We start from the raw sequence: 26,809 nt of genomic DNA, 5'->3' as shown, positions 1-26,809 counted from the left end.
GGCCTGGACGCCTGGCGGCGTGGGGGGACCCCCAGGCCTGGCGGCGTGAGGGGGACCCCCAGCGCCCCTTCCGGTCTCCCCCGTCGCTGCGAGCGAGGGGCGGCCTCATGGCAAGGACGACGGGAACAGATACCCAGGGGCGCGGGAACTGCGCGGCCGGCCACCGGGCGGCGGCAGGCGGCAATGGCGTCCACCGGGCCGGGCGCTCCCCGTGGCGGGGCTGCCGCCGGGGGCGGGGGTCAGCCGTTGCGGGGGCCGGGGAAGGCGTTCGGGCGGGGTTCGGCGGCAGCCGCCGGAGCCGCCGAAGGCTGCGGGGGCATGCTGCGCGCCGCGGGGACCGACGCGGCCGCCGGGAGACTCGCCGCCGCCGGGAAGGAACGCGGCTGCTGCTCGGGCTCGGCCCCGACGGCCGTGGGCGCGGCGCGCCGGGCGCCGTACCGCCGGTGGACGGCCTGTTTGGTGACCCCGAGGGCCGAGCCGACCGCGTCCCAGGAGAAGCCCAGCGAGCGGTCGAAGTCGACGGCGGCCGTGACCAGCGTCTCGACGCTGTCCCGCAGCTCCTGGGCGAGGCGGACGGTGGGCGCCGGAGCCCTGCCGTAGACGACGAAGCCCGTGGAGGGACCGGTGCGGCGCGGGCGGTACACATTGCCGAGCTGGGCGGTGAGTGTGCGCAACGCGTCCACCTGCCGGCGGACCCGTTCGATGTCCCGCACCAGAAGATGCAGGCTTGCCCGGGCTTGGGCGTCGTGGGTTGCGTGGTCGGCCATCGGGAAGCCTCTCGAACCGGCGTGGAAAAGGATCCGGGCCGCCGAGGGGAGCGGCCCGCGTCGGCCGATCCCCGGCGACCGCGTGAGCCGTCCCCCCGGAGATCGGTCAATCTGTCTTGACCAACGCCGCACCCGGCGTTGTGGTCACGGTGCGGGGGCGTAAGCGCATACCGTCCCGGCGCACGGGCTCCCGTACGCCCCCCGGTCCGGCGCGGGCCGCGGGCCGGCGCCGGGCACCCGGCGCGTGCGGGGTACGACCTAGACTGGTGCGCCTTCCGGGGCGCGCCGGTCCCGCCCGTGCCGTTTCCGCAGGTCCGCACTCACCCGTACAGCCGAGAGGCAGTCAGCCACCCATGAAGCTCGTCTTCGCCGGCACCCCCGAGGTCGCCGTCCCCGCCCTGGACGCCCTGATCGCCTCCGACCGTCATGAGGTCGCCGCGGTGATCACCCGGCCCGACGCCCCCGCGGGCCGCGGCCGCAGGCTGGTGGCCAGCCCGGTCGCCCAGCGTGCCGAGGAGGCGGGGATCGAGGTCCTCAAGCCCGCCAAGCCGCGGGACGAGGACTTCCTGGCCCGGCTGCGGGAGATCGGGCCCGACTGCTGCCCGGTCGTCGCCTACGGGGCCCTGCTGCCCCGTACCGCGCTCGACGTGCCGCGGCGCGGCTGGGTCAATCTGCACTTCTCGCTGCTGCCCGCGTGGCGGGGCGCGGCCCCGGTGCAGCACGCGGTGATCGCCGGGGACGAGGTGACGGGCGCGGCCACGTTCCTCATCGAGGAGGGGCTGGACTCGGGGCCGGTCTACGGGGTGCTGACGGAGACCGTCCGGCCCACCGACACCAGCGGCGACCTGCTGACCCGGCTGGCGTTCGCCGGGGCGGGCCTGCTGTCCGCGACCATGGACGGCATCGAGGACGGCACCCTGACGGCGGTCCCGCAGCCCGCCGAAGGGGTCTCGCTGGCCCCGAAGCTGACCGTCGACGACGCCCGGGTGGACTGGCGGGCGCCCGCGCTCCGCGTCGACCGGCTGGTCCGCGGCTGCACGCCCGCGCCCGGGGCGTGGACGGTCTTCCGCGGCGAGCGGCTGAAGCTGGTCTCCGTGGCGCTCGACCCGGCCCGTACCGAACTGGCCCCCGGCGAGCTGGCGGTGGGCAAGAACGACGTCCGGGCGGGGACCGGCTCGCACGCCGTGGAACTGCTCTGGGTCCAGCCGCAGGGCAAGAAGCCGATGCGGGCGGCGGACTGGGCACGCGGCGTCCGGATCGCCCCCGGCGAGCGCCTCGACGGCGGCACGGCGGGCTGACCCCGGGCCACCGGGCGGGTCCGTACGGGTCTTCGGGCGCGGGGCCCTGCCGGTGTCCGGGGGCACCTCGGGTATCGCCCCCGCCCCGTCCCTGGTTCGCCGCCGGTTCCCGGGTGGGAGCGCGGGCCGTGAAGCAGCGTCCATCGTTCCGCGGGGGTGCCCCCGGCACCGGTCGGAGGCCGCTCTTCTCCGGACCGGGGACCGGGGACCACGACCCGTACGGCACCGCGCCCGGGAGACACCGCCCCGGCGGCTGCCGGGCACGGTCCGGGCCACCCGGCGGCTACCGTGCCCGGCGTGGTGGCGGCCCACGGGGAGACGGCCGCCGTGGCGCGGCCCCGATCCGCTCCCGTACGGCCACCGCCCGTCCTCCGTCGGGCAGCCGCGGATCCCACCCGGTCGTCGGCCCGGCCGGAGCCCGTGCCGGAGCGCTTCGCTCCGCGCGCCGGAGGGACCGGCCGACGGGGGCGAGGGGGGAGATTCGGCGTACCCCCCCGGCGGCCGGTGTGCGGTGCGGTCCTGTCCGGCCCCGGGAGACCCCTGCCCCGGACGCCCCTGTTCGCGCCCGCGGGGCGCGGAGGGCGCGGCGATGCCCGGCTCCGGGCCGTCACCGCGCGGTCCTGCCGTCGCCCGCCACTCGTCGCCGCCGGATGCGGGGGAGCGCGGTGCCCCGGCGCGGGCCCACCGGCCCACGGCCGTCGGGGCCGGACCCGGTGGCCGTGCCGCCGCAGCCGCGGGCCGGACGTAACCTGGGAGCGGACCCCGACTGATCAGATACCGCGGAGCACCTTTGAACGACCAGGCACGCCCCCAGGGGGCTCGCCGGCCCCGTCCCCAGAAGACCTACCGGCGCCCGGTGAAGGACCCCGTGCGGATCCTCGCCTTCGAAGCGCTGCGGGCCGTCGACGAGCGGGACGCCTACGCCAATCTCGTCCTCCCGCCGCTGCTGCGCAAGGCGCGCGAGAAGGAGGGCTTCGACGACCGGGACGCGGCGCTCGCCACCGAGCTGGTCTACGGCACCCTGCGGCGCCAGGGCACCTACGACGCGATCATCGCGTCCTGCGTCGACCGGCCGCTGCGCGAGGTCGACCCGCCGGTGCTGGACGTGCTCGCCCTGGGCGCGCACCAGTTGCTCGGCACCAGGATCCCCACCCACGCGGCGGTGTCGTCGAGTGTGGAGCTGGCCCGGGTGGTGCTGGGCGACGGCCGGGCGAAGTTCGTGAACGCCGTACTGCGGAAGATCTCCCGCGACGATCTGGAGACGTGGATCCAGCGGGTGGCGCCGCCGTACGACGAGGACCCCGAGGACCATCTGGCGGTCGTCCACTCGCACCCGCGGTGGGTCGTCTCGGCCCTCTGGGACGCCCTCGGCGGCCCCCGCGCCGGGATCGAGGAGCTGCTGGCCGCCGACAACGAGCGGCCCGAGGTGACGCTGGTCGCCCGGCCCGGCCGGGCCACCACCGCCGAACTGCTGGCGGACGGGTCCGCGGAGCCGGGCCGCTGGTCGCCGTACGCGGTACGGATGGCGGACGGCGGCGAGCCGGGCGCGGTCGCCGCGGTCGGCGAGGGCCGCGCCGGTGTCCAGGACGAGGGCAGCCAGCTGGTGGCCGTCGCCCTGGCGAACGCCCCGCTCGACGGCCCGGACGCCCGCTGGCTGGACGGCTGCGCCGGACCCGGCGGCAAGGCGGCCCTGCTGGGCGCGCTGGCGGCCGGGCGCGGCGCCTCGCTGCTGGCCGCCGAGAAGCAGCCGCACCGGGCCGGTCTGGTCGCCCGGGCACTCGCCGGGAACCCCGGCCCGTACCAGGTCGTGACCGCCGACGGCACCCGTCCGCCGTGGCGGCCCGGCAGCTTCGACCGGGTGCTGGTCGACGTCCCGTGCTCCGGCCTCGGCGCGCTGCGCCGCCGCCCCGAGTCCCGCTGGCGCCGCCGCCCCGAGGATGTCGAGGGCTTCGCCTCGCTCCAGCGCGGCCTGCTGCGGGAGGCGCTGAAGGCGGTCCGGGTCGGCGGAGTCGTCGGCTACGCCACCTGCTCGCCCCATCTCGCGGAGACCCGGATCGTGGTGGACGACGTGCTCCGCGGCCGCGGCGGCGCCGCCCCCGCCGACGCGGAGTGGATCGACGCCAGGCCGCTGCTGCCCGGGGTCCCCGGGCTCGGCGACGGACCGGACATCCAGCTGTGGCCGCACCGCCACGGCACCGACGCCATGTATCTGGCCCTGCTGCGCCGGACCGCCTGAGCGGTACGGCAGTACTCCGGGATACCCGGGGCGGTCCGGACACCGAACGGTTCCGGCCGCCCCGGGAGCCCCCGGTCGGCGCGATACGGCGGCACTCTGCCGGACTTGCCGGGAATGCGGTGGCCGGAAGGCTTCGTTCCGTACCGGAGGACGGACGGAGGCGGGGAACCGCCCCGGTCCATGGCAGGCTTGGCCCATGGCCGTACAGATCAATCCCAGTATTCTCTCCGCCGACTTCGCCCGACTGGCGGAGGAGGCGAAGGCCGTGGGGGGCCCCGGGGGCGCCGACTGGCTGCATGTCGATGTGATGGACAACCACTTCGTGCCCAATCTGACGCTGGGCGTTCCGGTCGTGGAGTCCCTCAGCCGGGCCACGGACACCCCGCTGGACTGCCACCTCATGATCGAGGACCCCGACCGGTGGGCTCCGCAGTACGTGGAGGCGGGCGCCGGTTCGGTGACGTTCCATGTGGAGGCGGCCGCGGCCCCGGTCCGGCTGGCCCGGGAGATCAGGGCCAAGGGCGCCCGGGCGTCGATGGCGCTCAAGCCGGCCACGCCGATCGAACCGTACGAGGACCTGCTCCCCGAACTCGACATGCTGCTGATCATGACCGTGGAGCCGGGCTTCGGCGGCCAGGCGTTCCTCGACATCATGCTGCCGAAGATCCGCCGCACCCGTGAGCTGATCGCCAAGCACGGCCTCGAACTCTGGCTCCAGGTCGACGGCGGGGTCGCCGCCTCGACCATCGAGCGGTGCGCGGAGGCCGGTGCCGACGTCTTCGTCGCCGGTTCCGCGGTGTACGGCGCCGAGGACCCGGCCGCCGCGATCCGCGGGCTGCGCGCAACGGCCGAACAGACCGTCGCCACGGCGGGCTGGGCCTGCGCACACTGATCCGGAGGACCCCTGGAGGACTACCGGAAGCCCCGGCCGGGGCGGCCGGCCTCCGGGGGCGTACCACCCGGCCCGCCGGATCACCACGAGTGACCGGTGGGCCACACGCAGATGAACTCGGCCCGACCGGGCTGATCGACAACGGCCGGATCTGACAGGATGACGGATCCGGAGTCTGAACAGGAGTGAGGAGACGCGGTGTCTGCTAGGTCGGCGGGACGATCCGCCCTGCGGATGGGACCCGCGGAGCTCGTCCAGGCGGCGGCGATGGCCCGCCGGTTCTATCTGGAAGGCAAGTCCAAGATCCAGATCGCGGAGGAGTTCGGCGTCAGCCGCTTCAAGGTCGCACGGGTCCTGGAGACGGCGCTGGAGCGGGAGCTGGTCCGGATCGAGATCCGGGTCCCCGCCGAGCTGGACGCCGAGCGCTCCGACGCGCTGCGGGCCCGGTTCGGGCTGCGGCACGCCGTCGTCGTCGAGTCCCCGGCGGAGGCCGACGAATCGCCCGATCCGGAGAACCTGGGCGAGGTGGCCGCGGATCTGCTGGGCGAACTGGTGGCCGAGGGCGACGTCCTGGGCCTGGCCTGGGGCCGCTCCACCATCCATATGGCCGCGGCCCTCGACCGGCTGCCGCCCTGTACGGTCGTCCAGCTGACCGGGGTGTACGACGCGGGGACCGCGGAACGCGGCTCCGTCGAGGCGGTCCGCCGGGCCGCCCAGGTCTCCGGCGGCGACGCCCATCCCATCTATGCGCCGATGCTGCTGCCCGACGCGGCGACGGCCGCCGCGCTGCGGCACCAGACCGGGATCGCCCGGGCCTTCGAATACTTCGACAAGGTCACCGTGGCCGCCGTCTCCATCGGATCCTGGGAGGCGGGCGTCTCCACCGTCCACGACATGCTGTCGGACGACGAGCGGGCCCGGTACGCCTCCTACGGCGTCGCCGCGGAGATGTCCGCGCACCTCTTCGACCGGGACGGCCGCCGGGTCGGCCGGGACCTGGGCGAGCGGTGCATCACGGTCGAGGCGGACCGGCTGCGCCGGATCCCCGAGGTCGTCGCCATCGCCGGAGGCCAGCGGAAGGCCGACGCGATCGGGGCCGTACTCCGCTCCGGTCTGGTGACCAGCCTGGTCACCGACACGGCGGCGGCCGATCTGCTGCTCTCCTCCCCGCCGGGGCTGCGCCCGGCGCTGGAGCGCGCCGACCCCGACGCCTGACGGCGCACCCGCACGCACGACGGACAACGCACCACGCACGGCGGCCGCGGTCCCGGCGGCGGATCCCGGGACCGCGGAATCGTTCATGCGGGTCCGCTGGTCCGCCGGGAGCGGTCCTCGGACGGCCACCGCCGAGCGGGCCCGCCCGGCGGTGGCCGTCCGCACACGCACCCCCGTGCCCTGCCGGCCCGGGGGTGTTCACGTCGCCGGGACTTCCGGGGTGCCCCGCGCCGGGACGGCTGCCGGTGCCCGGCGGGTGCCGGTTCCGCCGGAGCTTCCCGGCTGCCCCTGCCCCGGCGGGCGGCGGCATCCCGCGCCGCACGGCCCTCGGCCGCGGGCGGGGCCGCCCGCCGTGACCCGGGCGAGCCCGGGAGCCGGGCCTGCGGGGGCGGCCCGATCCGGAAGAGACGACCTAAGGCTGCTGCGGACGGGGCAGGATCTGCCGGGCCAGTTCCTCCCGGAGGCCGTACCGGCGCCACTCCCGCGGATAGCCCAGTGACACCTCCTCGAAGGGCACCCCGTCGTACACGGTGCTGCGGGGGATGTGGAGATGGCCGTACACCACCGCCCGGACGTCGAACCGGGTGTGCCAGTCGGCCGTCCGCACCGTGCCGCACCACTGCGCGAACTCCTGGTAGGTCATGACCTCCGTCGGCGTCCGCACCAGCGGCCAGTGGTTGACCATGATCAGCGGCAGATCGCCCGCGACCTCCGTGAGCCTGCGCTCCGTCTCCTCGACCCGGGCCGCGCACCACTCGGCCCGGCCGGGGTAGGGGTCGGGATGGAGATAGAACTCGTCCGTACAGACGATCCCGGCCTCGTGGGCGATGGCCAGCGACTCCTCGACCGTGGTCGCCCCGGGCGCCAGAAAGCTGTAGTCGTACAGCAGGAACATCGGGGCGATCCGCACCGGCCCGCCGGCGCCGGTCCAGACCGGCCAGGGGTCCTCGGGGGTGAGTACGCCGATCCGGCGGCACAGGTCCACCAGGGCCCGGTAGCGCGCCACCCCGCGCAGCGGGCTGGTCTCCTGCTTGACCGTCCACAGTTCATGGTTGCCCGGCACCCAGATCACCCGGGCGAACCGTTCCGCCAGCAGGGTCAGGGCCCATTCGATGTCCGCCATCAGCTCCCCGACGTCCCCGGCCACGATCAGCCAGTCGTCGGGCGAGTTCGGCTTGAGCCCCGCCACGATGTCGCGGTTCTCGTCGTAGGAGATGTGCAGGTCGCTGATCGCCCGTAACGCTCCGTCGGTCTTCGCCACACCGGCCAGCCTAACCCCGCGGGCCCCGCCCGGCCGGGCGCGCCGCGGCCCGCCGCTTACCGGCCCGTCGCTGATCCGTTCGGTCTCGGGTAACCTTTCGACGTAAGGCAGGCCCACGGTCCTGCACACCAGCCCCCGCCATCTCCCGGGGCCGCCCCCGCCGGGGCGACCTTGGAGGAAAACACAGCACGGGGGTTCTTTGTTGTGTCGTTCGTGGGAGTGACCTGCTCCGTTTCGCGTGAAAATGTGAGACTTATGCGTTTTCTTGAGCCCGGTACGGGCCGGCTGACCGCCAGCCCCGCGGTCCCCTACGACCTGACGTACGACGATGTGTTCATGGTGCCGAGGCGCTCGGCCGTCGGGTCCCGCCAGGGCGTGGACCTGTCGTCGAAGGACGGCACGGGCACCACGATCCCGCTGGTCGCCGCGAACATGACCGCGATCGCCGGACGCCGGATGGCGGAGACGCTGGCCCGCCGCGGCGGTCTCACCGTCATTCCCCAGGACATTCCGATCGAGGTCGTCACCGATGTCGTCTCCTGGGTGAAGACCCGCCATCTGGTACTCGACACCCCCATCGTCCTCACCCCGCACCAGACCGTCGCCGACGCCCTCGCGCTGCTCCCCAAGCGGGCGCACGAGGCCGGTGTCGTCGTCGACGAGGACCACCGCCCGGTCGGCGTGGTCACCGACGCCGACCTCCTCGGTGTCGACCGCTTCACCCAGCTCTCCGAGGTGATGTCCCGCGACCTGGTGCTCCTCGACGCCGGCATAGACCCGCGCGAGGCGTTCCACCAGCTCGACAACGCCAACCGCCGCTACAGCCCGGCCGTGGACGCCGACGGCCGGCTGGTCGGCATCCTCACCCGCAAGGGCGCGCTGCGCGCCACGCTCTACACCCCGGCCGTGGACGCCCGGGGCAGGCTGCGGATCGCCGCCGCCGTCGGGATCAACGGCGATGTGGCCGGCAAGGCGAAGCAGCTCCTCGACGCGGGCGTCGACACACTCGTGGTCGACACCGCCCACGGCCACCAGGAGAGCATGATCGCGGCGGTCCGCGCGGTCCGCGCCCTGGACCCGGAGGTCCCGGTCGTCGCGGGCAACATCGTGGCCGCCGAGGGCGTCCGCGATCTGATCGAGGCGGGCGCCGACATCATCAAGGTCGGAGTCGGACCCGGCGCCATGTGCACCACGCGCATGATGACCGGCGTCGGCCGCCCGCAGTTCTCGGCCGTCCTGGAGTGCGCCGCCGAGGCGAAGAAGTACGGCAAGCACGTCTGGGCCGACGGCGGTGTCCGCCACCCGCGCGACGTGGCGATGGCGCTGGCCGCCGGTGCCTCCAATGTGATGGTCGGCTCCTGGTTCGCCGGCACGTACGAGTCGCCCGGCGACCTCCAGCAGACCGCCGACGGCCGGCTCTACAAGGAGTCGTTCGGCATGGCGTCGGCCCGCGCGGTGAAGAACCGCACCAGTGACGAGTCGGCGTACGACCGGGCCCGCAAGGCCCTCTTCGAGGAGGGCATCTCCACCTCCCGGATGTTCCTGGACCCGGCCCGTCCGGGCGTCGAGGACCTGGTCGACTCGATCATCGCGGGCGTCCGTTCGTCCTGCACCTATGCGGGCGCCGGCTCCCTGGAGGAGTTCGCCGAGCGGGCGATCGTCGGAGTCCAGAGCGCGGCCGGATACGCGGAGGGCAAGCCGCTGCACGCGAGCTGGAGCTGATCCGGAAGGCCGCGGCCGTTCCGGGGCAGCCGGGGCGGGCAGCCGGGGCGGCCCGCAATCCCCGGCCGTGAGTCCCGGCCCGCGGTACCCGGCCCGCGGTACCCGGTCCGGGCCCGGGGGGAATCTCCCGGGCCCGGACCGGGCGCGCCCCCTCGCCCGGCACCCCCGTGGCCCGGCGCAAGGGCCGTCGGTCCGCACCGCCCGGCCGGGCGGTGTGTTCTACTGCGTTCCAAGCGCGGTGACGGCGTCCGCCCCCGCTCAGGCCCGGTCCAGCGAATGAAGAGTGAACCACCCTCCGTGCGACTCAACGATCTCGACGAACGCATCGTCCACGCCCTCGCCGAGGACGCCCGCCGCTCCTACGCCGACATCGGCGCCCGGGTCGGACTCTCCGCCCCCGCGGTGAAACGCCGCGTCGACCGGCTGCGCGAGACCGGGGCCATCACCGGTTTCACGGTCCGGGTCGATCCGGGCGCACTCGGCTGGGAGACCGAGGGGTTCATCGAGCTGTACTGCCGCAGCAACACCTCACCGGAGGCCATCGAACGCGGTCTGGAGCATTACCCCGAGGTCGCCGCCGCCTCCACCGTCACCGGTGAGGCCGACGCGATCGTCCAGGTCTTCGCCTCCGACATGCGCCACTTCGAGCGGGTACTGGAACGGATCGCGGGGGAGCCGTTCGTGGAGCGCACCAAATCCGTCCTGGTGCTCTCCCCGCTGCTGCGCCGCTACTCCTCGGGCCCGTCCGCCTGAAGACCGGCCCGCCCGAAGGCCCGTCCGCCCGAAGGCCCGTCCGCCTGAAGGCCCGTCCGCCCGAACCGCGGGCGGGTCCACCGTCACCCCATCGCACCTCCCGCGCCCGCCGCCCGGTCCGGGCGGTCGCCCGGACGGCCATCACTCTGCCCCGCGGCACCGCCCCGGCACATCGTTCCGGAGTCGTCCCCGGGCCTCCGCCCCCGGGCGGGGGAGGCCCCGCACCGTCCCGCCCGAGAGGTAGGCCCGGCCCCTTCCCCGGGTGGATGACACCCCGCGCGACCTGCGACGACACCGGGCACAACAAATCGACGCCACGGGCTTCCGAGACGCAACGAATCACCCGTCCGTACGCAACGGTCGCGCCTTGTCCCGAACGGAGACGGGATCGTACGGTCTAAGGCGAATCGGCGCGCGGGCAACCGACGGCGCGTCCCCCCAGCCAACCGCCCGAGGTCTGCCATGCCGCCGCCGCGCACCGCCCTGCTCCAGAGCTCCGGAACCCTCGGTTCCGTCGAAGCCGATCCGGCGGTGCTCGATCCGGCGGCGGCCCGTGCCGCGGCCGCCGGGGCCGGACTGCCGGCGACCTCGGAGCTGAATCCCGCCGACCGGCGCCCCGCGCTCCACGGCGCCCCCTAGCCCGCCGCGGCCCGCAACCGCATCCCCGCCCCCGTCCGTACCCCCGCCCCCGTCCGTACCACCGCGGCTCGCGCCGGCCCCCCGGCGCCCGCAGTTCGCGCAGTTCCCGCAAGGAGTCCGTACCCCATGACGTCCACGGTGCCCACCGCCGTCCAGCACACCGACGCGCAGCCGCCGATCACCATGTTCGGGCCGGACTTCCCCTATGCGTACGACGACTTCCTCGCCCATCCGGCCGGGCTCGGCCAGATCCCGGCCACCGAGCACGGCACCGAGATCGCGGTGATCGGCGGCGGGCTCTCCGGGATCATCACCGCCTACGAGCTGATGAAGATGGGCCTGAAGCCGGTGCTGTACGAGGCCGACCGGATCGGCGGCCGGCTGCGGACCGTCGGCTTCGACGGCTGCGACCCCGGGCTGAGCGCCGAGATGGGCGCCATGCGGTTCCCGCCGTCCTCGACCGCCCTCCAGCACTACATAGACCTGGTGGGGCTGACCACCCGGCCCTTCCCCAACCCGCTGGCCCCCGGCACCCCGTCCACCGTCGTGGACCTCAAGGGCGAGTCGCACTACGCGCGGACCGTCGACGACCTCCCGCAGGTCTACCGCGATGTGATGGAGGCGTGGAACGCCTGCCTGGAGGAGGGCGCCGACTTCTCCGACATGAACCGCGCCATGCGGGAGCGGGACGTGCCGAAGATCCGCGAGATCTGGGCCCGGCTGGTGGAGAAGCTGGACAACCAGACCTTCTACGGCTTCCTCTGCGCCTCCGAATCCTTCGCCTCCTTCCGCCACCGGGAGATCTTCGGACAGGTCGGCTTCGGCACCGGCGGCTGGGACACCGACTTCCCCAACTCCATCCTGGAGATCCTGCGGGTCGTCTACTCGGAGGCCGACGACCACCACCGCGGCATCGTCGAGGGCAGCCAGCAGCTCCCGCTGCGCCTGTGGGAGCGCGCCCCCGAGAAGATCGTCCACTGGGCCCAGGGCACCTCGCTGGCCACTCTCCACGAGGGCGGCCACCGCCCGGCCGTCACCCGGCTCAACCGGACCGCGGGCAACCGGATCACCGTCACCGACGCCTCCGGGGACATCCGCACCTACCGTGCGGCCGTCTTCACCGCCCAGTCCTGGATGCTGCTCTCCAAGATCGCCTGCGATGACGCGCTCTTCCCGATCGACCACTGGACCGCCATCGAGCGCACCCACTACATGGAGTCGTCGAAGCTGTTCGTCCCGGTCGACCGGCCGTTCTGGCTGGACAAGGACCCGGTGACCGGGCGCGACGCGATGTCGATGACCCTCACCGACCGGATGACCCGGGGTACGTATCTGCTGGACGACGGCCCGGACAAGCCGGCCGTCATCTGCCTCTCGTACACCTGGTGCGACGACAGCCTGAAGTGGCTGCCGCTCTCCGCGAACGAGCGGATGGAGGTCATGCTGAAGTCGCTCGGCGAGATCTACCCGGACGTCGACATCCGCAGCCACATCATCGGCAACCCGGTGACCGTGTCCTGGGAGAACGAGCCGTACTTCATGGGCGCGTTCAAGGCCAACCTGCCGGGCCACTACCGCTACCAGCGGCGCCTGTTCACCCACTTCATGCAGGAGCGGCTGCCGGAGGACCAGAGGGGCATCTTCCTGGCGGGCGACGACATCTCGTGGACGGCGGGCTGGGCGGAGGGCGCCGTGCAGACCGCGCTCAACGCCGTCTGGGGCGTCATGCACCACTTCGGCGGCGGGACCGACGCCGCCAACCCGGGGCCGGGCGACGTCTACGAGGAGATCGCGCCGGTCGAACTGCCGGAGGACTGAGCGAGCCGGGCGAGCCCCGGCGGAGCGGCCCGCGACACCGAGTGTTCCGGGCCGCTCCGCCGGGGGCCGTAGCGGACTCCGTACGGCCGCGGCGCCGCCGCCCGGTCACGGCCACGGGGTCAGCAGACAGCGGCCGACCAGCCCTACCCCCGTGTCGAGGCGCTCGGTGAACTCCGCGGCCAACCCGGGCAGCTCCCGTATGCCCCAGAGCAGCCCGGCCGCGGACCAGGCGGCGTCCCGGGCCCGCTCCAGGCTCCAGACGCCGACGAGATGGGTGAGCGGATCGGCGATCTCCAGCAGATCGGGACCGGGCATCAGCTCCTCCCTGATCCGCTCCTCCAGCAGCACCAGGACCTCGCCGACCCGGTCGAAGTCCTTCTCCAGGGCCTCCGGGGCGCAGTCCAGCGCCGCGCAGGCGTCGAGCACCGCGAGTGCCAGATCGTGCCCGATATGGGCGTTGATCCCGGCCAGGGCGAACTGGACCGGCCGTACGCCGGGATGCCGCCGGTACTGGAAGAGGGGGCGCCAGCAGGCGGGCGGCCGCCCGCCGGACTCGGCCCGCTCCACCGCCGTCAGATAGCGCTCGGCGAAGAGCGTGCCGAGCACCGCCGCGGACCGCCGGTCGGAGAACCCGCCCCGGGCGATCCGCCGCCCCAGCTCCTCCGTCACGGTCAGATAGACGCGGTTGAAGACGGCCACGCCGTCCCGCGCGGGCCACCGGGCGTCCAGCGCCCGCATCCGGCCGGCCACGTCCGCGGTGCCGTCCGCCGTGCTCTGCTCCATCCGGACCATGGGGGCAGGGTCCCAGCCGCCGCTCCCGCACGGGAGCCGGTCGGCCGGGACGTCCCCGGAACGGACGAACGGTCAGCCGTTGCCGCCCGCTCCCGGCCGCTTCTCCGTGTGCCCGGAACCGCCGTCGCCCGCACCCGGGGTGTCCGGGGCGCCGGGCACCGGGGTGGCCGCCGAGTCGTAGGTGGAGGTCCCCGCGTCCAGCAGCGGCTCCTCCGTCTTCATATGCGCCGGGGCGAAGGCCCGCAGCACGTGGTAGCCGGTGATCACGACGATCGTGCCGAGGGCGATCCCGCCCAGCTCGAAATCGTCCGTGACCTTCAGGGAGACACCGCCGACGCCGATCACGATGCCGGCCGCCGCGGGCACCAGGTTCAGCGGGTTCTTCAGGTCCACCTTGGCGTTGATCCAGATCTGGGCGCCCAGCAGGCCGATCATTCCGTAGAGGATGACGGTGATGCCGCCGAGCACGCCGCCCGGGATCGCCGCCACGACCGCGCCGAACTTCGGGCAGAGGCCGAAGAGCAGCGCGAAGAGGGCGGCGGCCCAGTAGGCGGCGGTGGAGTAGACCCGGGTGGCCGCCATCACGCCGATGTTCTCGGAGTAGGTGGTGTTCGGCGGGCCGCCGACCGCGGTGGAGAGCATCGAGGCGGCGCCGTCGGCCGCGATGGCGGTGCCCAGCTTGTCGTCGAGCGGATCGCCCGTCATCTCGCCCACGGCCTTGACATGACCGGCGTTCTCCGCGATCAGCGCGATGACGACGGGCAGGGCCACCAGGATCGCCGACCACTCGAAGGCCGGGGCGTGGAAGGAGGGCAGTCCGACCCAGTCGGCCTTCGCCACCCCCGACAGGTCCAGCCGCCAGTGGTCCACGGCCTCGCCGCCGCCCACCGGGGAGTTGATCTTCCCGAAGACCAGGTCGAGCACCCAGGAGAGCAGATAGCCGAAGAGCAGGCCGAGGAAGATGGCGATCCGGGAGAAGAAGCCGCGCAGACAGACCACCGCGAGCCCGGTGAACAGCATCACCAGCAGCGCCGTCCACTGGTCCTGGGGCCAGTAGACGGAGGCTGTCACCGGGGCCAGGTTGAAGCCGATGAGCATGACGACGGCGCCGGTGACGATCGGCGGCATCGCCGCATGGATGATCCGGGCGCCGAACTTCCGGACGGCCAGACCGGAGAGGAAGAGCGCGACACCGACCACGAAGACCGCGCCGGTGACGGTGGCGCTGTCCCCGCCGCTCGCCCGGATCGCGGCCGCGACCCCGACGAACGAGAGCGAACAGCCGAGATAGCTGGGGACCCGGCCGCGGGTCGCCAGCAGGAAGATCATGGTGGCGACGCCGGACATCATGATCGCGAGATTGGGGTCGAGCCCCATGAGCACCGGCGCGACGAAGGACGCGCCGAACATGGCCACCACGTGCTGGGCGCCCAGGCCCGCGGTCCGCGGCCACGAGAGCCGTTCGTCGGGGCGTACGACGGCGCCCGGAGCGGGGGTCCGCCCGTCGCCGTGCAGGGTCCAGCGCACGCCGAGGTTCACGGGCGGCTCCACTTCTCACGGATGAGTCGGTCAGGGGGTGAGCGGCCCGGGCCTCCCGGGGCGATCGGCGCAATGGTAGTGGCACTTTTCGGCCGCGGGCGCGCGCCGGGTGGTCGGCGGAGCGCCCCGCCGACCGCGGCGGCTGCCGCTCCCACCTCGTACGGCTCTCCTGGAGGAGGCGCCGGCGGGGGCACCGGGCGGATGGCGGTCGCGGCCGGAAAGCGTCCCGCCCGGATCGCGCGGCGGCCTCGCCGCGGGGCGCGGCCGGGTCGCGGGGGCGGGGCCGTACTCCGGACCGGCCGGTCCAGCTCCCGCGCGTCGCGCCGCAAAGCGGGGTTTCGCAGGGGGGGCGCCCCGGACGGCCGTGGTGGCGGAAGCCGTCCCGCCCGGGGCCCGGGCCGGTGGCGGCACCGGTACGGGACGCGGCCGGGTCAGGGTTCGCCGCCGCGGCCCCGGGCCGGGCGGTGCGCCGCGCGGGCGGCGGCTCCCGCACCGGTACGGCCGGTGGTTGCGCGCTCCGTGGGAGTGCGGCCCCGGGCGGGCGGGTGGCAGTGCGCCCGCCCGGGGCCCGTTCGGCAGCGGCGCCCGGGAGGGCGCCGCCGGTCAGGAGCCGGCTTCGGCCGGCGCGGGCTCGGCGGCCGGGGCCTTCGCCCCGCCGCCGCGTCCGGCCGACCGCAGCACGCCCGCCCCGGCGATCAGCCCGAAGGCCAGCGCCGTGACCAGCCCGAAGGAGACCACCAGACTGGTCGTGTCGGCGACCGCGCCGATCGCGGACGGCGCGATCAGGCTGGAGGTGTAGGTGATGGTCGCGACACCAGCGATCGCCTGGGCCGGGCGCGGTCCGCTGCGCCCGGCCGCCGCGAAGGCGAGCGGGACGACGACGGCGACACCGAGCCCGATGAACGCGAAGCCGGTCAGGGCCGTCGCCGGGTGGGCGGCGGTGACGACCAGCAGGCCGCCCGCGGTCGCCAGGACTCCGCCGGTCCGCACCGTACGCACCGCGCCGAACCGGTCCACGATCCGGTCGCCCGCCAGCCGGGCGACGGCCATGGTCAGCGCGAACGCCGTGGTCGACGCGGCCGCCAGCCCCGGGGACGCGCCGAGGACGTCCTTCAGATAGACCGCGGACCAGTCGAGGCTGGCGCCCTCCGCGAAGACCGCGCAGAAGCCGATCGCCCCGATGACCACGGCCGACTTCGGGGGGATCGCGAAGTGCGGCGGCGGTTCCTCGCCGGGTTCGCTCCGTACGTCCAGTACACCCCGGCAGACGATCAGCCCCAGCACGGTGAGGACCGCGGCGGCGAACGCGTGGTGGACCCGGGCGTCGGTGTCGAGATGGGCGGCGAGCATGCCGCCCGCGGAGCCGATCAGGGCGCCGACGCTCCACATGCCGTGCAGCCCGGACATGATCGAACGCCGCATCCGGTTCTCGACCTCGATGCCGACGGCGTTCATCACCACGTCCGAGGTGCCCGCGGTCGCGCCGTAGACGAAGAGCGCCGCGCAGAGCCCCGGCAGATTGGAAGCGAGCGAGGGGAGCGTCAGGGCCAGCGTCCACAGTGCCAGCAGCCAGCGCAGGGCGTTGCGCGCGCCGAGCCGGTGGCTGATCGCCCCGGCGACGGGCATCGCGAGGGACGCGCCGATGGCGGGGAAGGCCAGGGCGAGGCCGAGCTGGCCCGCGCCGATCCCCGCATGGTCCGCGATCCACGGGATCCGGGTGGCGAAGCTCCCCGTGACTGCTCCGTGCACACAGAAGACCGCAGCCAGGGCGAACCGCGCCTGCCGTATCCGCCGCGGACCGGTGTCCCCGTCACTCGCCCCGTACTCCGCCATAAGGCCTGCCCCTCCCAAGAGCCGATGTGTCCTCGATGTCCGGCAGTTTCCCGCCGCCGCCCGGCCGAATCGTCCACCGGCGGGCTCGGGCGTAAACTATCAGGAAGCTTGCCTGATAGTTAACCCCCGTGTCGACCGCAATCGAACGACCCCGCTCCGGACCCGTCCGGACACGGTCGCCCGCGACCCCTCGACCGGGCCCGGAAACCGATCTGGAAGGATTCCGGCATGCCCGCATCCCCGAGCACCGCCCGGGCCATCAACGACCGCCTCGCCCTGGGATTCCTCCAGAGCGAAGGCCCGTTGACGGCCGGGGAGCTGAAGGTCCTGACCGGGCTCTCCCGGCCTTCCGTCGCCGACCTCGTCGAACGGCTCCAGGAATCCGGGCTCATCCGGGTCGTCGGAGAGGCGGGCGCCCGGCGCCGCGGCCCCAACGCGCGGGTGTACGGGATCGCCGCCGACCGCGCCCACCTGGCCGCTCTCGACGTCCGCACCCAGGGGATCTCCCTGGTCGTCGCCGACCTCCTGGGCACCACCCTCGCCGAGGCGTCCCTCCCGATCGCCCGCTCCACTCCCACCGGACCCGCCGTCGAACGCGCGGCGGCGCTGCTGGAACGCACGGCCCGGGACGCCGGGGTGCACAGGCTGCACTCGGTGGCCGTCGGCGTCCCCGGGCTGATCGACCCCGGCACCGGCGACCTCCGTGAATCGGGGCTGCCGGGCTGGCACCGCAGCCTGGTCAGCGCCCTCCAGGAGCGGCTGCCCGCGCGGATCGTCCTGGACAACGAGACCAATCTCGCCGCCGTGGCCGAGCAGCGGTCCGGCGCCGCCCGCGACCGCGACACCTTTGCCTTCCTCTGGCTGGGCCACGGCGTCGGCGCGGCTCTCGTCCTCGACGGGCAGGTGCGCCGGGGCGCGTCCGGCGGCGCGGGCGAGATCGGTTTCCTGCCCGTGCCCGGCACCGGGGGACTGCCCTCCGCGTCCGGCTGCGACGGCGGATTCCACTCCCTGGCGGGCTCGGCCGCGATCGGCGGACTCGCCGAGGAGCACGGGCTGAAGGAACCCGGCGCCACGGAGCCCCCGGCGGTCGCGCTGGTGGCCGCCGCGGCGGCGGCCGCGGCGTCCGATCCGGCCTCCGGCGCCTTCCTCGACGCCTTCGCGCACCGGGTCGCCCTGGGCGCGGCGGCCGTCACCTCGATCCTCGACCCCGGCTGCGTCGTCCTCGGCGGCGAGATCGGCCTGGCGGGCGGCGCCGAACTGGCGAACCGCGTCGCCGCCCGGCTCGCCGGGCTCAACCCCCTGCCCACGGAGGTCCGCCCCGGCGCACTCGGTGGTACGGCCATCCTGCGCGGCGCCCTGCTGACGGCCCGCGACCGGGCCCAGGACGACCTGTTCGCCTCGGGCGGGTAGCGGCCCTCCGGCCGTGGCGCCGCTCGTTCCGGTGGCCCCGCCCCGCCGGTGCGCGTGGGCGTACATGTGGCCCTCGGCGCGGGCGGAGCGGGCCGGGTTCGCCCCGTCGGCTCTGCCCCGTCAGCGCGCGTGGGCGTGCGCGTGGGCACGGCGCTCCAGGTAGATGCCCGTGAAGACCGCCACCTTCGCCCGCAGCACCCAGGGGTCGAAGGGCTTGCCGATGTAGTCGACCGCGCCCGCCGCATAGCCGCGGGCCGAGTGCTCGGGGTCGGCGCCCATCGCGGTGAGGAAGATGATCGGGACATTGCTGCTGCGGCTGCGGCGCTTGATGTGGGCGGCCGTCTCGTAGCCGTCCATCACCGGCATCTGGACATCCATGATGATCACCGCGAAGTCGTCGTGGTCCAGCAGCGCCTTCAGGGCGTCCCGCCCGGAGGAGACCGCCACCAGCTCCTGGTCGAGCGTCGACAGCACCGCCGTCATGGCGAGGAGGTTGTCCTTCTGGTCGTCGACGATCAGGACCTTCGGCAGGGCCTCTCCCACCGGACCGGCCGGGGGGATCAGCGTCGGCAGCCCGTCGCCCTGCCGGACCTTCTCCATGGCCTCCAGCTGGCGCTCCAGCAGGACGCACCGCTCCTCGGCGCTGTCCCGCTGGAGGCGGGTGACCGCGAGTTCCTCCGCCAGCTGTCCCACCTGGCCCTGGAGCGCTTCGCGTTCGCGCAGCAGCTCCGAGACGTCGGGCGCGGCCTCCGCGAGCCGGTCGCACCGCTCGCGCTCCGCGCACCACTCCGCCTCCAGCTCGCTGATCCGCACCTCCAGATCGGCGATCCGGTGCTGCCGGTCCAGCAGGGCGTCGCCGAGGGCGTCGCCGTGGACGGAGGAGCGGCGCGAGACCCGGTCGGCGTCGGCGAGCTGCCGCTCCAGGACCTCCATCGCATGCCGGGGCGAGGGCGCCGAGGTGGTCAGCGCCGCCCGGTGGAGCTTGCGCACCAGCTCGATGGTGTCGGGCGTGGCCGCCGTGCCCAGATGTTCGGCGAGGTCGGTGAAGAGGTCCGTGACCACTTCCCACGGCGGTACCCGGGTGCCGTTCAGATAGCGGGAGAAGGTGCCCGCGTCCCGCAGCCGCCGGGCCGCGTACCGGCGTACGGACACGTCGAGCGCCTGGAACAGCCGGCGCAGCTCCAGAGCGAGGGCGCGCGCCTCCGCGCTCAGATCGGGACCCAGCTCCCTCAGCTCAGCCACGCCGGTCACCGCCGTCCGGGCCGGCCGCGCCGTGCGTGCCCGCCGCGCCGGGGGCGCCGGTCGCGCCCGGATTCCCCGGCACCGCGTGTGCCACGGGCGCCGGGTTCGCGTCCACCGGGCCGTCCGGCCTGGGCGGTGCGCCGCCGCCCCGCTCCTCCAGACCGACCAGCTTGTCGAAGAACGGCACCGCGAGGCCGGTCACGGCGAGCCCGCAGAGCACGCTGCGCGCGGTGTTCTCGCCCGCGGCCGCGGTGAGCACCCCCGCGCCCAGCCCGGTGAGGACCGCGAGTAAGAGGATCAGAGTGGCTCTCAACGACAGCAGCGGGCGCTCCATGGCGTCCTCGTCCTTTCGTCACCCCGGCCGGACCTCCGGCAGGGACGGGCACCTTCCGACGGCCGCCGGAAGGTGAGGGACAGCATGGGGTGCGGGCGGGGCGTTGCGCCGCCCGACCGGCACAACGGCAACGTTGGCGATCCGGGCCCGGCGGCGGCCGGGTTCGGCGCAACACCGGGTCGTCGCTGGTGGGGGCGGGTCCGCCCGGGGACGGACGCGGTTCGTGGCGCCGGGTGTTGCCGGACGGTGCCGCCGGACCGCGCAGCACCCGCGGCAGCGGTCGTCGTGCGCCGGGGGCGCGCGGGTGTGCACTACGCTCCCGCCTCAACGGCCACGGAAACACCGGCAGCCACGGAAGAACCGGATGCCACCGAGCACCGGCAACCGAGGGACACCCGGGAACCCGGGTCGACGACGGAACGGCGGCCGCCCGAAGGCTCCGGTTCCGCCGCGAGGACAGGCGGCCCGGGGTACCGGGGGCATACGGAAGGGGCGGGGCGATATGACGGACAGGGACACGGGCACGGAACCGGGCACGGACAAGGACAAGAACACGGGCGCGGGCACGGGACCGGGCACGGACAAGGACAAGGACACGGGCGCGGGACCGGGCACGGAGACGGACGCGGGCACGCAACCGGACACGGACAGGGGTGCGGGCACGGACCCGCGTCCCGGCACGAACGCGGTCACGGGCCCGGACGGGGGAGCGGACGGGCCGCCCGCGTCCGGCGTACTGCGGTGCGCCGTGCTCGACGACTACCAGGACGTCGCCCGCACCCTCGCCGACTGGCCCCGGCTCGGGGACCGGGTCGCCACCCGTTTCCTGCGGACGCCGCTCGCCTCCCACGACGCCGTCGTGGACGCCGTCGGCGACTGCGAGATCCTGGTCGTGATGCGGGAGCGCACCCCGTTCCCGGCCGCGCTGCTCGACCGGCTGCCCCGGCTGGAACTGCTGATCACCTCCGGGATGCGCAACGCCGCCCTGGACCTCGCGGCTGCCGCCCGCAACGGCGTCACCGTCTGCGGCACCGCCAGCAACTCCGAGCCGCCCGCCGAACTGACCTGGGCACTCATCCTCGGCCTGGCCCGCGGGGTGACCGTGGAGAACGCCGCCCTGCGCGCGGGCGGCCCCTGGCAGCAGAGCCTCGGGGCCGATCTGCACGGCCGCCGGCTCGGTCTGCTCGGGCTCGGGAAGATCGGCACCAAGGTGGCCCGGGTCGGTGCCGCCTTCGGGATGGAGGTGGCTGCCTGGAGCCCCCGGCTGGACCCCGCTCGGGCGGCCGCCGAGGGCGTGATCCCCTGTGCGTCCAAGGAGGAGCTGCTGGAGACCAGCGACGTCGTCAGTGTGCATCTGGTGCTCGGCGACCGGAGCCGGGGGCTGATCGGGGAGGCCGAGCTGCGCCGGATGCGCCGTACCGCCTTCCTCGTCAACACCTCCCGCGCGGGCATCGTCGACCAGACGGCGCTGCTGCGCGCGCTGCGCGAGGGCTGGATCGCGGGCGCGGGCGCCGATGTCTTCGCCACCGAACCCCTCCCGGCCGGCGACCCGCTGCGCACCGCGCCCAACTTCCTCGGCCTGCCGCACCTGGGCTATGTGACCCGCCGCAACTACGAGGGCTACTTCGGGCAGGCGGTCGAGAACATCGAGGCGTATCTCGCGGGCGATCCGGTACGCACCCTGGGCTGACGGCAGGGCACGGCGCGGCGCCGCACGCCACAGCGCGTACGCCGTACGACACGGCGCCGCATGCCCCAGCGCGTCCGCCACGGCACGACGCCGAGGGCGGGACCAGGCGCCGTACGGCAGGGCTCCGCCCCGTTACCGGACGCCCGGCGGCGGCAAGGGCCGGGACTCCGCCGCCGGGCGCACGCACCCCGCGCGCGAGCGGAGTGGCGCTGAGACTAAAAGGACTAGACCAGTGCGTCAATAGCCCGGGACGGGCGGTACGGGACCGGGCGGGAACGGGCCCCTCCGGCCCCTGTCCGCACGCGCGTTGCCCGCCCGGCGCGCGAACACTCCACGGCCGCCTGTGAGTCACCCCACAGCTGCCCCGTCGACTGCCCGGAGCGGCCCGTGGCACACTGGCCCTGTATCAGCAGCAGCGCACTCCGGGGTCGGTGCAATTCCGAGCCGGCGGTTACAGTCCGCGACCCGTCCGCAGCCAGCGGCCGGTTGACCAGGTGAAATTCCTGGACCGACGGTGAAAGTCCGGATGGGAGGCAGTGCGCGGCGGGCGGCCCTTGCGGCACGCCGGCCGTAAGGAGCTGAGCGCCCGCCCCTCGGGGTGTGCGGTCGGCGTTCCACGGCCGTGCGCGGCCGTATGCGGCGTCATCGTCCGTCCCTGTCGTTCGTCGACAGCCCCGGAGTCCGTGCCCGAAGAGGCAGGAGGACCCGGTGGCCACCGCAGCCGACATCACCGCCATGCGCCGAGCGATCGCGCTCGCCGCCCGCGGCCTCGGCGCCACGAGCCCCAATCCCGTCGTCGGTTGTGTCGTCACCGACACCGGCGGACGGATCGCGGGCGAGGGCTACCACCGGCGCGCGGGCGGACCCCACGCCGAGGTCCACGCCCTGCGCGCGGCCGGTGACCGGGCCCGCGGCGGCACCGCGTACGTCACCCTCGAACCCTGCGACCACACCGGCCGTACCGGCCCGTGCACCCGCGCCCTGATCGACGCCGGGATCCGCCGGGTCGTGTACGCGGTCCCCGACCCCACCCCGCAGGCCGCCGGCGGCTCCGCGACGCTGCGCGCGGCCGGTATCGCCACCGAGTCCGGTCTGCTGGGCGCCGAGGCCGCCGAGGGCAACACCGCCTGGCTGACCGCCGTCCGCACCGGCCGCCCCCATGTGCTGTGGAAGTACGCGGCCACCCTCGACGGCCGGATCGCCGCCGAGGACCGCACCAGCCGCTGGATCACCTCGCCCGAGGCCCGGGCCGACGTCCACCGGCTCCGGGCCGAGGCGGACGCCGTCGTCATCGGCTCCGGCACCCTCACCGCCGACGATCCGCATCTCGCGGTCCGGGGCGTCGAGGGCGCCGTCCAGCCCCTGCGGGTGGTCCTGGACAGCCGGGCCGTGATCCGGTCCGGCGCCCGGGTGCTCGACGGTACGGCCCCGACCCTCGTCGCCGTCGGCGAGACCGCCGACCTGACCGGTCTCATCGGAGTCCCGATCCCCGGCGCCGAGTTCGTCCGGCTGCCGCCCGCCCCCGGCGGCGGACCCGGACTCTCCGTCCCGGCGCTCCTCGCCGAGCTGTACGGGCGCGGTGTCCGCTCCGTCCTGCTGGAGGGCGGCCCCACCCTGGCGGGGGCGTTCGTCGCGGCCGGCGCGATCGACCGGGTCGTCGGCTATATCGCCCCGGTCCTGCTGGGCGCCGGACCCGCCGCGCTCGGCGGTGCCGGAATCGGGACGATCGCCGACGCGTTGCGTCTCGATATGACCGAGACCGTCCGGGTCGGCCCCGATCTGCGGATCACCGCCGTCCCCGCTGCCGCTGCCGCTGCCGCCGCGGACGCCGCCGCCCCGGCGCCCGCCTCCGTCCCCGCCCCCAAGGAGCGCTGAAGTGTTCACCGGAATCGTCGAAGAACTGGGTGAGGTCACCGCCGTCGAGCACCTCGGCGACGCCGCCCGTTTCACGCTGCGCGGCCCCGTCGTCACCGATGGCGCCCGCCACGGCGACTCCATCGCCGTCAACGGTGTCTGCCTCACCGTCGTCACCACGGCCGACGGGGCCTTCACCGCCGATGTGATGGCCGAGACCCTGAAGCGGTCGAGCCTCGGCGCGCTGGCACCCGGCGCCCGGGTCAATCTGGAGCGCCCGACCGCGGTCGGCGGCCGGCTCGGCGGCCATATCGTGCAGGGCCATGTCGACGGGGTCGGCACGATCCTCGCCCGTACCCCCTCCGAACACTGGGAGACCGTCGAGATCGGCCTTCCCGCCGCCCTCGCCCGCTATGTGGTGGAGAAGGGCTCCATCACCGTCGACGGCGTCAGCCTGACCGTCGTCGACGCCGGGGACGACCGGTTCACGGTCAGCCTCATCCCCACCACCCTCGCCCTGACCACCCTCGGCGTGAAGGGCCCCGGCGACCCGGTCAATCTGGAGGTCGACGTGATCGCCAAGTATGTCGAGAAGCTGCTCGGCGCCCGCGCCGGGACCGGGGAGACGGACCGGTGAGCGCGGTCTCCTGGCTGAACTCCGAGGCGTTCACCGCCTTCGGCCAGACCATCATCTGGTCCGATATGGCCGGCAACACCATCGGGCTCGCCGCGCTCGCCCTCGGCTGGCGCCGCTCGGTCTGGACCTGGCCCGCCCAGCTCCTCTCCGGCGCCGTACTGATCACCGCCTACGCCTCCGCCCAGCTCTCCGGCGGCGTCGGCAAACAGCTCCTGGTCATCGCCGTCGCCCTCTGGGGCTGGCGCCAGTGGACCCACGGCCGGGCCCAGGCCCAGGACGGCACGATCGCGGTCCGCTTCGCCACCTGGAAGGAGCGCGCCCTGCTGGCCGGCGGTGCCGCCGCCGGCACCCTCGCCGTCGGCGGGCTCTTCACCCTCTACCCGTCGCTGTCCTGGAGCCCCTGGGCCGACGCGTACATCTTCGTCGGCACCCTCGTCGCGATGATCGCCCAGGCCCGCGGACTGGTCGAGTTCTGGTTCGCCTGGCTGCTCGTCGACCTCGTCGGCGTACCCCTCGCCTTCAACAGCGGACTGGCCTTCTCCGGGCTGGTCTACCTCATCTACTTCGCGCTGGTCCTGTGGGGACTGCGCGACTGGTGGCTGCGCACCCGTACCCCGGCTCTGGAAGGAGCACCGGCATGATCCCGGCACCCACGTGGTACTCCACCGACAATGTCGAGGACCTCGCCCTCGACCCGGTCGAACAGGCCGTCCGCGATATCGCGGCGGGCCGCCCCGTCGTGGTCGTCGACGACGAGGGCCGCGAGAACGAGGGCGACCTCGTCGTCGCCGCCGAGATGGCCACGCCCGAAATCGTGGCCTTCATGATGAGCGAGTGCCGCGGACTGATCTGCGCCCCGATGGAGAGCGGTGAACTCGACCGCCTCGACCTGCCGCAGATGGTCGAGCGGAACACCGAGTCCATGCAGACCGCGTTCACCGTCTCCGTCGACGCCGCACCCCGCCACGGGGTCACCACCGGCATCAGCGCCGCCGACCGGGCCACCACCCTCAAGCTGCTGGCCTCCGGCACCGCCGAACCCTCCGACCTGGTCCGCCCCGGGCACGTCTTCCCGCTGCGCGCCAAGCCCGGGGGAGTCCTGGCCCGGCCGGGACACACCGAGGCCGCCGTCGACCTCGCCCGGCTCGCCGGGCTTCGCCCGGCCGGGGTGATCGTGGAGATCGCCGACGAGGACGGGGTGATGCTGCGGCTGCCGCAGCTGATCCCCTTCGCCCGGAAGCACGGACTGACGATCATCTCCATCGAGGACCTGATCGCCCACCGCCGCGCCACCGAGCCCGCCGTACGCCGGGAGGCCGAGGTGGACCTGCCCACCGCCTTCGGCCGGTTCACCGCCTTCGGCTACCGCTCCACCCGCGACGGCATCGAGCATGTCGCCCTGGTCCACGGCGATCCCGCCGCCGACCCGGACGACGTCCTGGTCCGGGTCCACTCCGAGTGCCTGACCGGCGATATCTTCCACTCCCTGCGCTGCGACTGCGGACCCCAGCTCCAGGAGTCCCTGCGCCGTATCGCCACCGAGGGCCGGGGCGTGGTGGTCTACCTCCGCGGGCACGAGGGCCGCGGCATCGGCCTGCTGCCCAAGCTGCGGGCGTACGAACTCCAGGAACGCGGTGTGGACACCCTCGACGCCAATCTCGAACTCGGCCTGCCCGCCGACGCCCGGGACTACGCGGCCGGCGCCGAGATCCTGGCCGACCTCGGGATCCGCGGGGTCCGGCTGATGACCAACAACCCCGACAAGATCAGCGCGCTCACCGATCTGGGACTGACCGTCCACGGCCGTGAGCCGATGCCGGTCCAGGCGGGCGAGCACAATCTGCGCTATCTGCGGACCAAGCGCGACCGGATGGGCCACGATCTGCCGTGGCTCGACTCCTCCGCCGTCTCCACCTGCGGCAACCAGTAACCCAGTAACCCACCGCCGTCCGCCGGGCACCCGGCCCGGCCGGACACCGGCACCCCTGATATCCCCGACATCCCCGATTCCCCGACATCCCGATACTCCGAGGAGAAGCGTGAGCGGCAAGGGCGCACCCGAACTGTCCGTACGGAACTGCGGAGACCTGCGGGTCGCGGTCATCGCGGCCCAGTGGCACGAGAAGGTGATGGACGGACTCGTCGACGGCGCCCTGCGCGCCCTGCGCGAACTCGGCATCGACGAGCCCACCCTGCTGCGGGTCCCCGGCAGCTTCGAACTGCCCGTCGTGGCCAAGGTCCTCGCGGGCCGCGGCTACGACGCGATCGTGGCGCTCGGCGTGGTCATCCGCGGCGGCACCCCGCACTTCGACTACGTGTGCCAGGGCGTCGCCCAGGGACTGACCCAGGTCTCCGTGGACACCGGAGTCCCCGTCGGCTTCGGCGTACTGACCTGCGACACCGAGGAGCAGGCCCTCGACCGGGCGGGGCTGCCCGGCTCGGCCGAGGACAAGGGACACGAGGCCGTCACCGCCGCCGTCGCCACCGCCGCGACGCTGCGCTCGGTGAGCGAACCCTGGCGCTGAGCGGCCCCCGGGACCCCGTACCCTGAGAACATCATGGCGAACACGACCCGCAAAAGTTTCGAAGAGCTCTTCGCCGAGCTCCGGCTCAAGGCGGAGACCGGCGACCCGGCCACCTCCCGCACCGCCGAACTGGTGGACAAGGGCGTCCATGCCATCGGCAAGAAGGTCGTCGAGGAGGCCGCCGAGGTCTGGATGGCCGCCGAGTACGAGAGCAAGGAAGCGGCCGCCGAGGAGATCTCCCAGCTGCTCTACCACGTCCAGGTGATGATGGTGGCCCGCGGGATCTCCCTCGACGACGTCTACGCCCATCTCTGACGGGGCCGGCCGCCCGGCCGCCCCGGCTCCTCTCTTC

General features: G+C 74.2%; 23 protein-coding genes and 1 riboswitch. Of the genes, 16 read left to right on the top strand and 7 right to left on the bottom strand.

Going from position 1 to position 26,809, the window contains the following annotated elements:
• Positions 1 to 239: 239 nt before the first annotated feature.
• A complete protein-coding gene (locus tag ACWDR0_RS24195; protein WP_456353844.1) occupies positions 240 to 767 on the bottom strand; it encodes a hypothetical protein in 528 nt (175 codons plus the stop codon).
• Positions 768 to 1,120: 353 nt separating this feature from the next.
• Between ACWDR0_RS24195 and fmt the strand changes: the two genes are divergently transcribed.
• The 4 genes from fmt to ACWDR0_RS24175 all read left to right on the top strand — a co-directional run bounded on the left by fmt (position 1,121) and on the right by ACWDR0_RS24175 (position 6,408).
• A complete protein-coding gene (fmt, locus tag ACWDR0_RS24190) occupies positions 1,121 to 2,065 on the top strand; it encodes a methionyl-tRNA formyltransferase (RefSeq protein ID WP_456353843.1) in 945 nt (314 codons plus the stop codon).
• Between the two features lie 790 nt (positions 2,066 to 2,855).
• Positions 2,856 to 4,301, top strand: coding sequence for an RsmB/NOP family class I SAM-dependent RNA methyltransferase (locus ACWDR0_RS24185; protein WP_456353842.1), 1,446 nt, complete (start codon positions 2,856 to 2,858; stop codon positions 4,299 to 4,301).
• Between the two features lie 196 nt (positions 4,302 to 4,497).
• The gene (gene rpe, locus ACWDR0_RS24180) at positions 4,498 to 5,193 is read left to right on the top strand and encodes a ribulose-phosphate 3-epimerase (protein ID WP_456353841.1); all 696 of its coding nucleotides are present in this window, start codon (positions 4,498 to 4,500) and stop codon (positions 5,191 to 5,193) included.
• A gap of 234 nt (positions 5,194 to 5,427) precedes the next feature.
• Entirely contained in the window at positions 5,428 to 6,408 is a 981-nt protein-coding gene (locus tag ACWDR0_RS24175; RefSeq protein ID WP_456353846.1) for a sugar-binding transcriptional regulator, read from the top strand.
• A 412-nt stretch (positions 6,409 to 6,820) separates the two neighbouring features.
• On the opposite strand, the gene ACWDR0_RS24170 is transcribed toward ACWDR0_RS24175, so the two are convergent.
• Complete coding sequence (locus ACWDR0_RS24170) at positions 6,821 to 7,669, bottom strand: metallophosphoesterase family protein (RefSeq protein ID WP_456353840.1); 849 nt, start codon at positions 7,667 to 7,669, stop codon at positions 6,821 to 6,823.
• Between the two features lie 255 nt (positions 7,670 to 7,924).
• On the opposite strand from ACWDR0_RS24170, the gene ACWDR0_RS24165 reads away from it, so the two are divergent.
• The 4 genes from ACWDR0_RS24165 to ACWDR0_RS24150 all read left to right on the top strand — a co-directional run bounded on the left by ACWDR0_RS24165 (position 7,925) and on the right by ACWDR0_RS24150 (position 12,601).
• The gene (locus tag ACWDR0_RS24165; RefSeq protein ID WP_456353839.1) at positions 7,925 to 9,391 is read left to right on the top strand and encodes a GuaB1 family IMP dehydrogenase-related protein; all 1,467 of its coding nucleotides are present in this window, start codon (positions 7,925 to 7,927) and stop codon (positions 9,389 to 9,391) included.
• Positions 9,392 to 9,688: 297 nt separating this feature from the next.
• Entirely contained in the window at positions 9,689 to 10,144 is a 456-nt protein-coding gene (locus ACWDR0_RS24160; protein WP_456353838.1) for an Lrp/AsnC family transcriptional regulator, read from the top strand.
• A gap of 462 nt (positions 10,145 to 10,606) precedes the next feature.
• The gene (locus ACWDR0_RS24155; protein ID WP_456353837.1) at positions 10,607 to 10,783 is read left to right on the top strand and encodes a hypothetical protein; all 177 of its coding nucleotides are present in this window, start codon (positions 10,607 to 10,609) and stop codon (positions 10,781 to 10,783) included.
• 126 nt (positions 10,784 to 10,909) lie between these two features.
• Positions 10,910 to 12,601: a flavin monoamine oxidase family protein gene (locus ACWDR0_RS24150; protein ID WP_456353836.1), complete on the top strand. Its 1,692-nt coding sequence runs from the start codon at positions 10,910 to 10,912 to the stop codon at positions 12,599 to 12,601.
• Positions 12,602 to 12,706: 105 nt separating this feature from the next.
• On the opposite strand, the gene ACWDR0_RS24145 is transcribed toward ACWDR0_RS24150, so the two are convergent.
• The 3 genes from ACWDR0_RS24145 to ACWDR0_RS24135 all read right to left on the bottom strand — a co-directional run bounded on the left by ACWDR0_RS24145 (position 12,707) and on the right by ACWDR0_RS24135 (position 16,765).
• The gene (locus tag ACWDR0_RS24145) at positions 12,707 to 13,393 is read right to left on the bottom strand and encodes a DUF5995 family protein (RefSeq protein ID WP_456353835.1); all 687 of its coding nucleotides are present in this window, start codon (positions 13,391 to 13,393) and stop codon (positions 12,707 to 12,709) included.
• A gap of 72 nt (positions 13,394 to 13,465) precedes the next feature.
• Positions 13,466 to 14,932 carry a uracil-xanthine permease family protein gene (locus ACWDR0_RS24140; RefSeq protein WP_456353834.1) on the bottom strand — a complete coding sequence of 489 codons (1,467 nt, stop codon included), beginning with the start codon at positions 14,930 to 14,932 and terminating at the stop codon, positions 13,466 to 13,468.
• 603 nt (positions 14,933 to 15,535) lie between these two features.
• Positions 15,536 to 16,765 (bottom strand): MFS transporter, encoded by a 1,230-nt coding sequence (locus ACWDR0_RS24135; protein WP_456353833.1) that lies wholly within the window; start codon positions 16,763 to 16,765, stop codon positions 15,536 to 15,538.
• 228 nt (positions 16,766 to 16,993) lie between these two features.
• On the opposite strand from ACWDR0_RS24135, the gene ACWDR0_RS24130 reads away from it, so the two are divergent.
• Positions 16,994 to 18,175: an ROK family transcriptional regulator gene (locus tag ACWDR0_RS24130; protein WP_456353832.1), complete on the top strand. Its 1,182-nt coding sequence runs from the start codon at positions 16,994 to 16,996 to the stop codon at positions 18,173 to 18,175.
• Between the two features lie 120 nt (positions 18,176 to 18,295).
• On the opposite strand, the gene ACWDR0_RS24125 is transcribed toward ACWDR0_RS24130, so the two are convergent.
• Positions 18,296 to 19,417, bottom strand: coding sequence for a response regulator (locus ACWDR0_RS24125; RefSeq protein WP_456353831.1), 1,122 nt, complete (start codon positions 19,415 to 19,417; stop codon positions 18,296 to 18,298).
• A complete protein-coding gene (locus ACWDR0_RS24120; RefSeq protein WP_456353830.1) occupies positions 19,410 to 19,751 on the bottom strand; it encodes a hypothetical protein in 342 nt (113 codons plus the stop codon). Before ACWDR0_RS24120 ends, ACWDR0_RS24125 begins: the two co-directional genes overlap by 8 nt.
• 502 nt (positions 19,752 to 20,253) lie before the next feature.
• Between ACWDR0_RS24120 and ACWDR0_RS24115 the strand changes: the two genes are divergently transcribed.
• The 7 genes from ACWDR0_RS24115 to ACWDR0_RS24085 all read left to right on the top strand — a co-directional run bounded on the left by ACWDR0_RS24115 (position 20,254) and on the right by ACWDR0_RS24085 (position 26,772).
• The gene (locus tag ACWDR0_RS24115) at positions 20,254 to 21,441 is read left to right on the top strand and encodes a D-2-hydroxyacid dehydrogenase family protein (RefSeq protein WP_456353829.1); all 1,188 of its coding nucleotides are present in this window, start codon (positions 20,254 to 20,256) and stop codon (positions 21,439 to 21,441) included.
• Positions 21,442 to 21,854: 413 nt separating this feature from the next.
• A riboswitch (FMN riboswitch) is annotated at positions 21,855 to 21,985 on the top strand.
• 191 nt (positions 21,986 to 22,176) lie between these two features.
• Positions 22,177 to 23,316 carry a bifunctional diaminohydroxyphosphoribosylaminopyrimidine deaminase/5-amino-6-(5-phosphoribosylamino)uracil reductase RibD gene (gene ribD, locus ACWDR0_RS24110; protein ID WP_456353845.1) on the top strand — a complete coding sequence of 380 codons (1,140 nt, stop codon included), beginning with the start codon at positions 22,177 to 22,179 and terminating at the stop codon, positions 23,314 to 23,316.
• Between the two features lies 1 nt (position 23,317).
• Positions 23,318 to 23,932 (top strand): riboflavin synthase, encoded by a 615-nt coding sequence (locus ACWDR0_RS24105; RefSeq protein ID WP_456353828.1) that lies wholly within the window; start codon positions 23,318 to 23,320, stop codon positions 23,930 to 23,932.
• On the top strand, positions 23,929 to 24,573 hold the full coding sequence (locus tag ACWDR0_RS24100; protein ID WP_456353827.1) for a nicotinamide mononucleotide transporter family protein: 645 nt from the start codon (positions 23,929 to 23,931) through the stop codon (positions 24,571 to 24,573). Before ACWDR0_RS24105 ends, ACWDR0_RS24100 begins: the two co-directional genes overlap by 4 nt.
• Positions 24,570 to 25,862 (top strand): bifunctional 3,4-dihydroxy-2-butanone-4-phosphate synthase/GTP cyclohydrolase II, encoded by a 1,293-nt coding sequence (locus tag ACWDR0_RS24095; RefSeq protein WP_456353826.1) that lies wholly within the window; start codon positions 24,570 to 24,572, stop codon positions 25,860 to 25,862. Before ACWDR0_RS24100 ends, ACWDR0_RS24095 begins: the two co-directional genes overlap by 4 nt.
• Positions 25,863 to 25,971: 109 nt before the next feature.
• Complete coding sequence (ribH, locus tag ACWDR0_RS24090; RefSeq protein ID WP_456353825.1) at positions 25,972 to 26,457, top strand: 6,7-dimethyl-8-ribityllumazine synthase; 486 nt, start codon at positions 25,972 to 25,974, stop codon at positions 26,455 to 26,457.
• A gap of 33 nt (positions 26,458 to 26,490) precedes the next feature.
• On the top strand, positions 26,491 to 26,772 hold the full coding sequence (locus tag ACWDR0_RS24085; RefSeq protein WP_006350385.1) for a phosphoribosyl-ATP diphosphatase: 282 nt from the start codon (positions 26,491 to 26,493) through the stop codon (positions 26,770 to 26,772).
• The last annotated feature ends 37 nt before the right edge of the window (positions 26,773 to 26,809 follow it).

Source organism: Streptomyces sp. NPDC003691, assembly GCF_053981115.1.
This window is presented reverse-complemented; position numbering and strand designations above follow the sequence as displayed.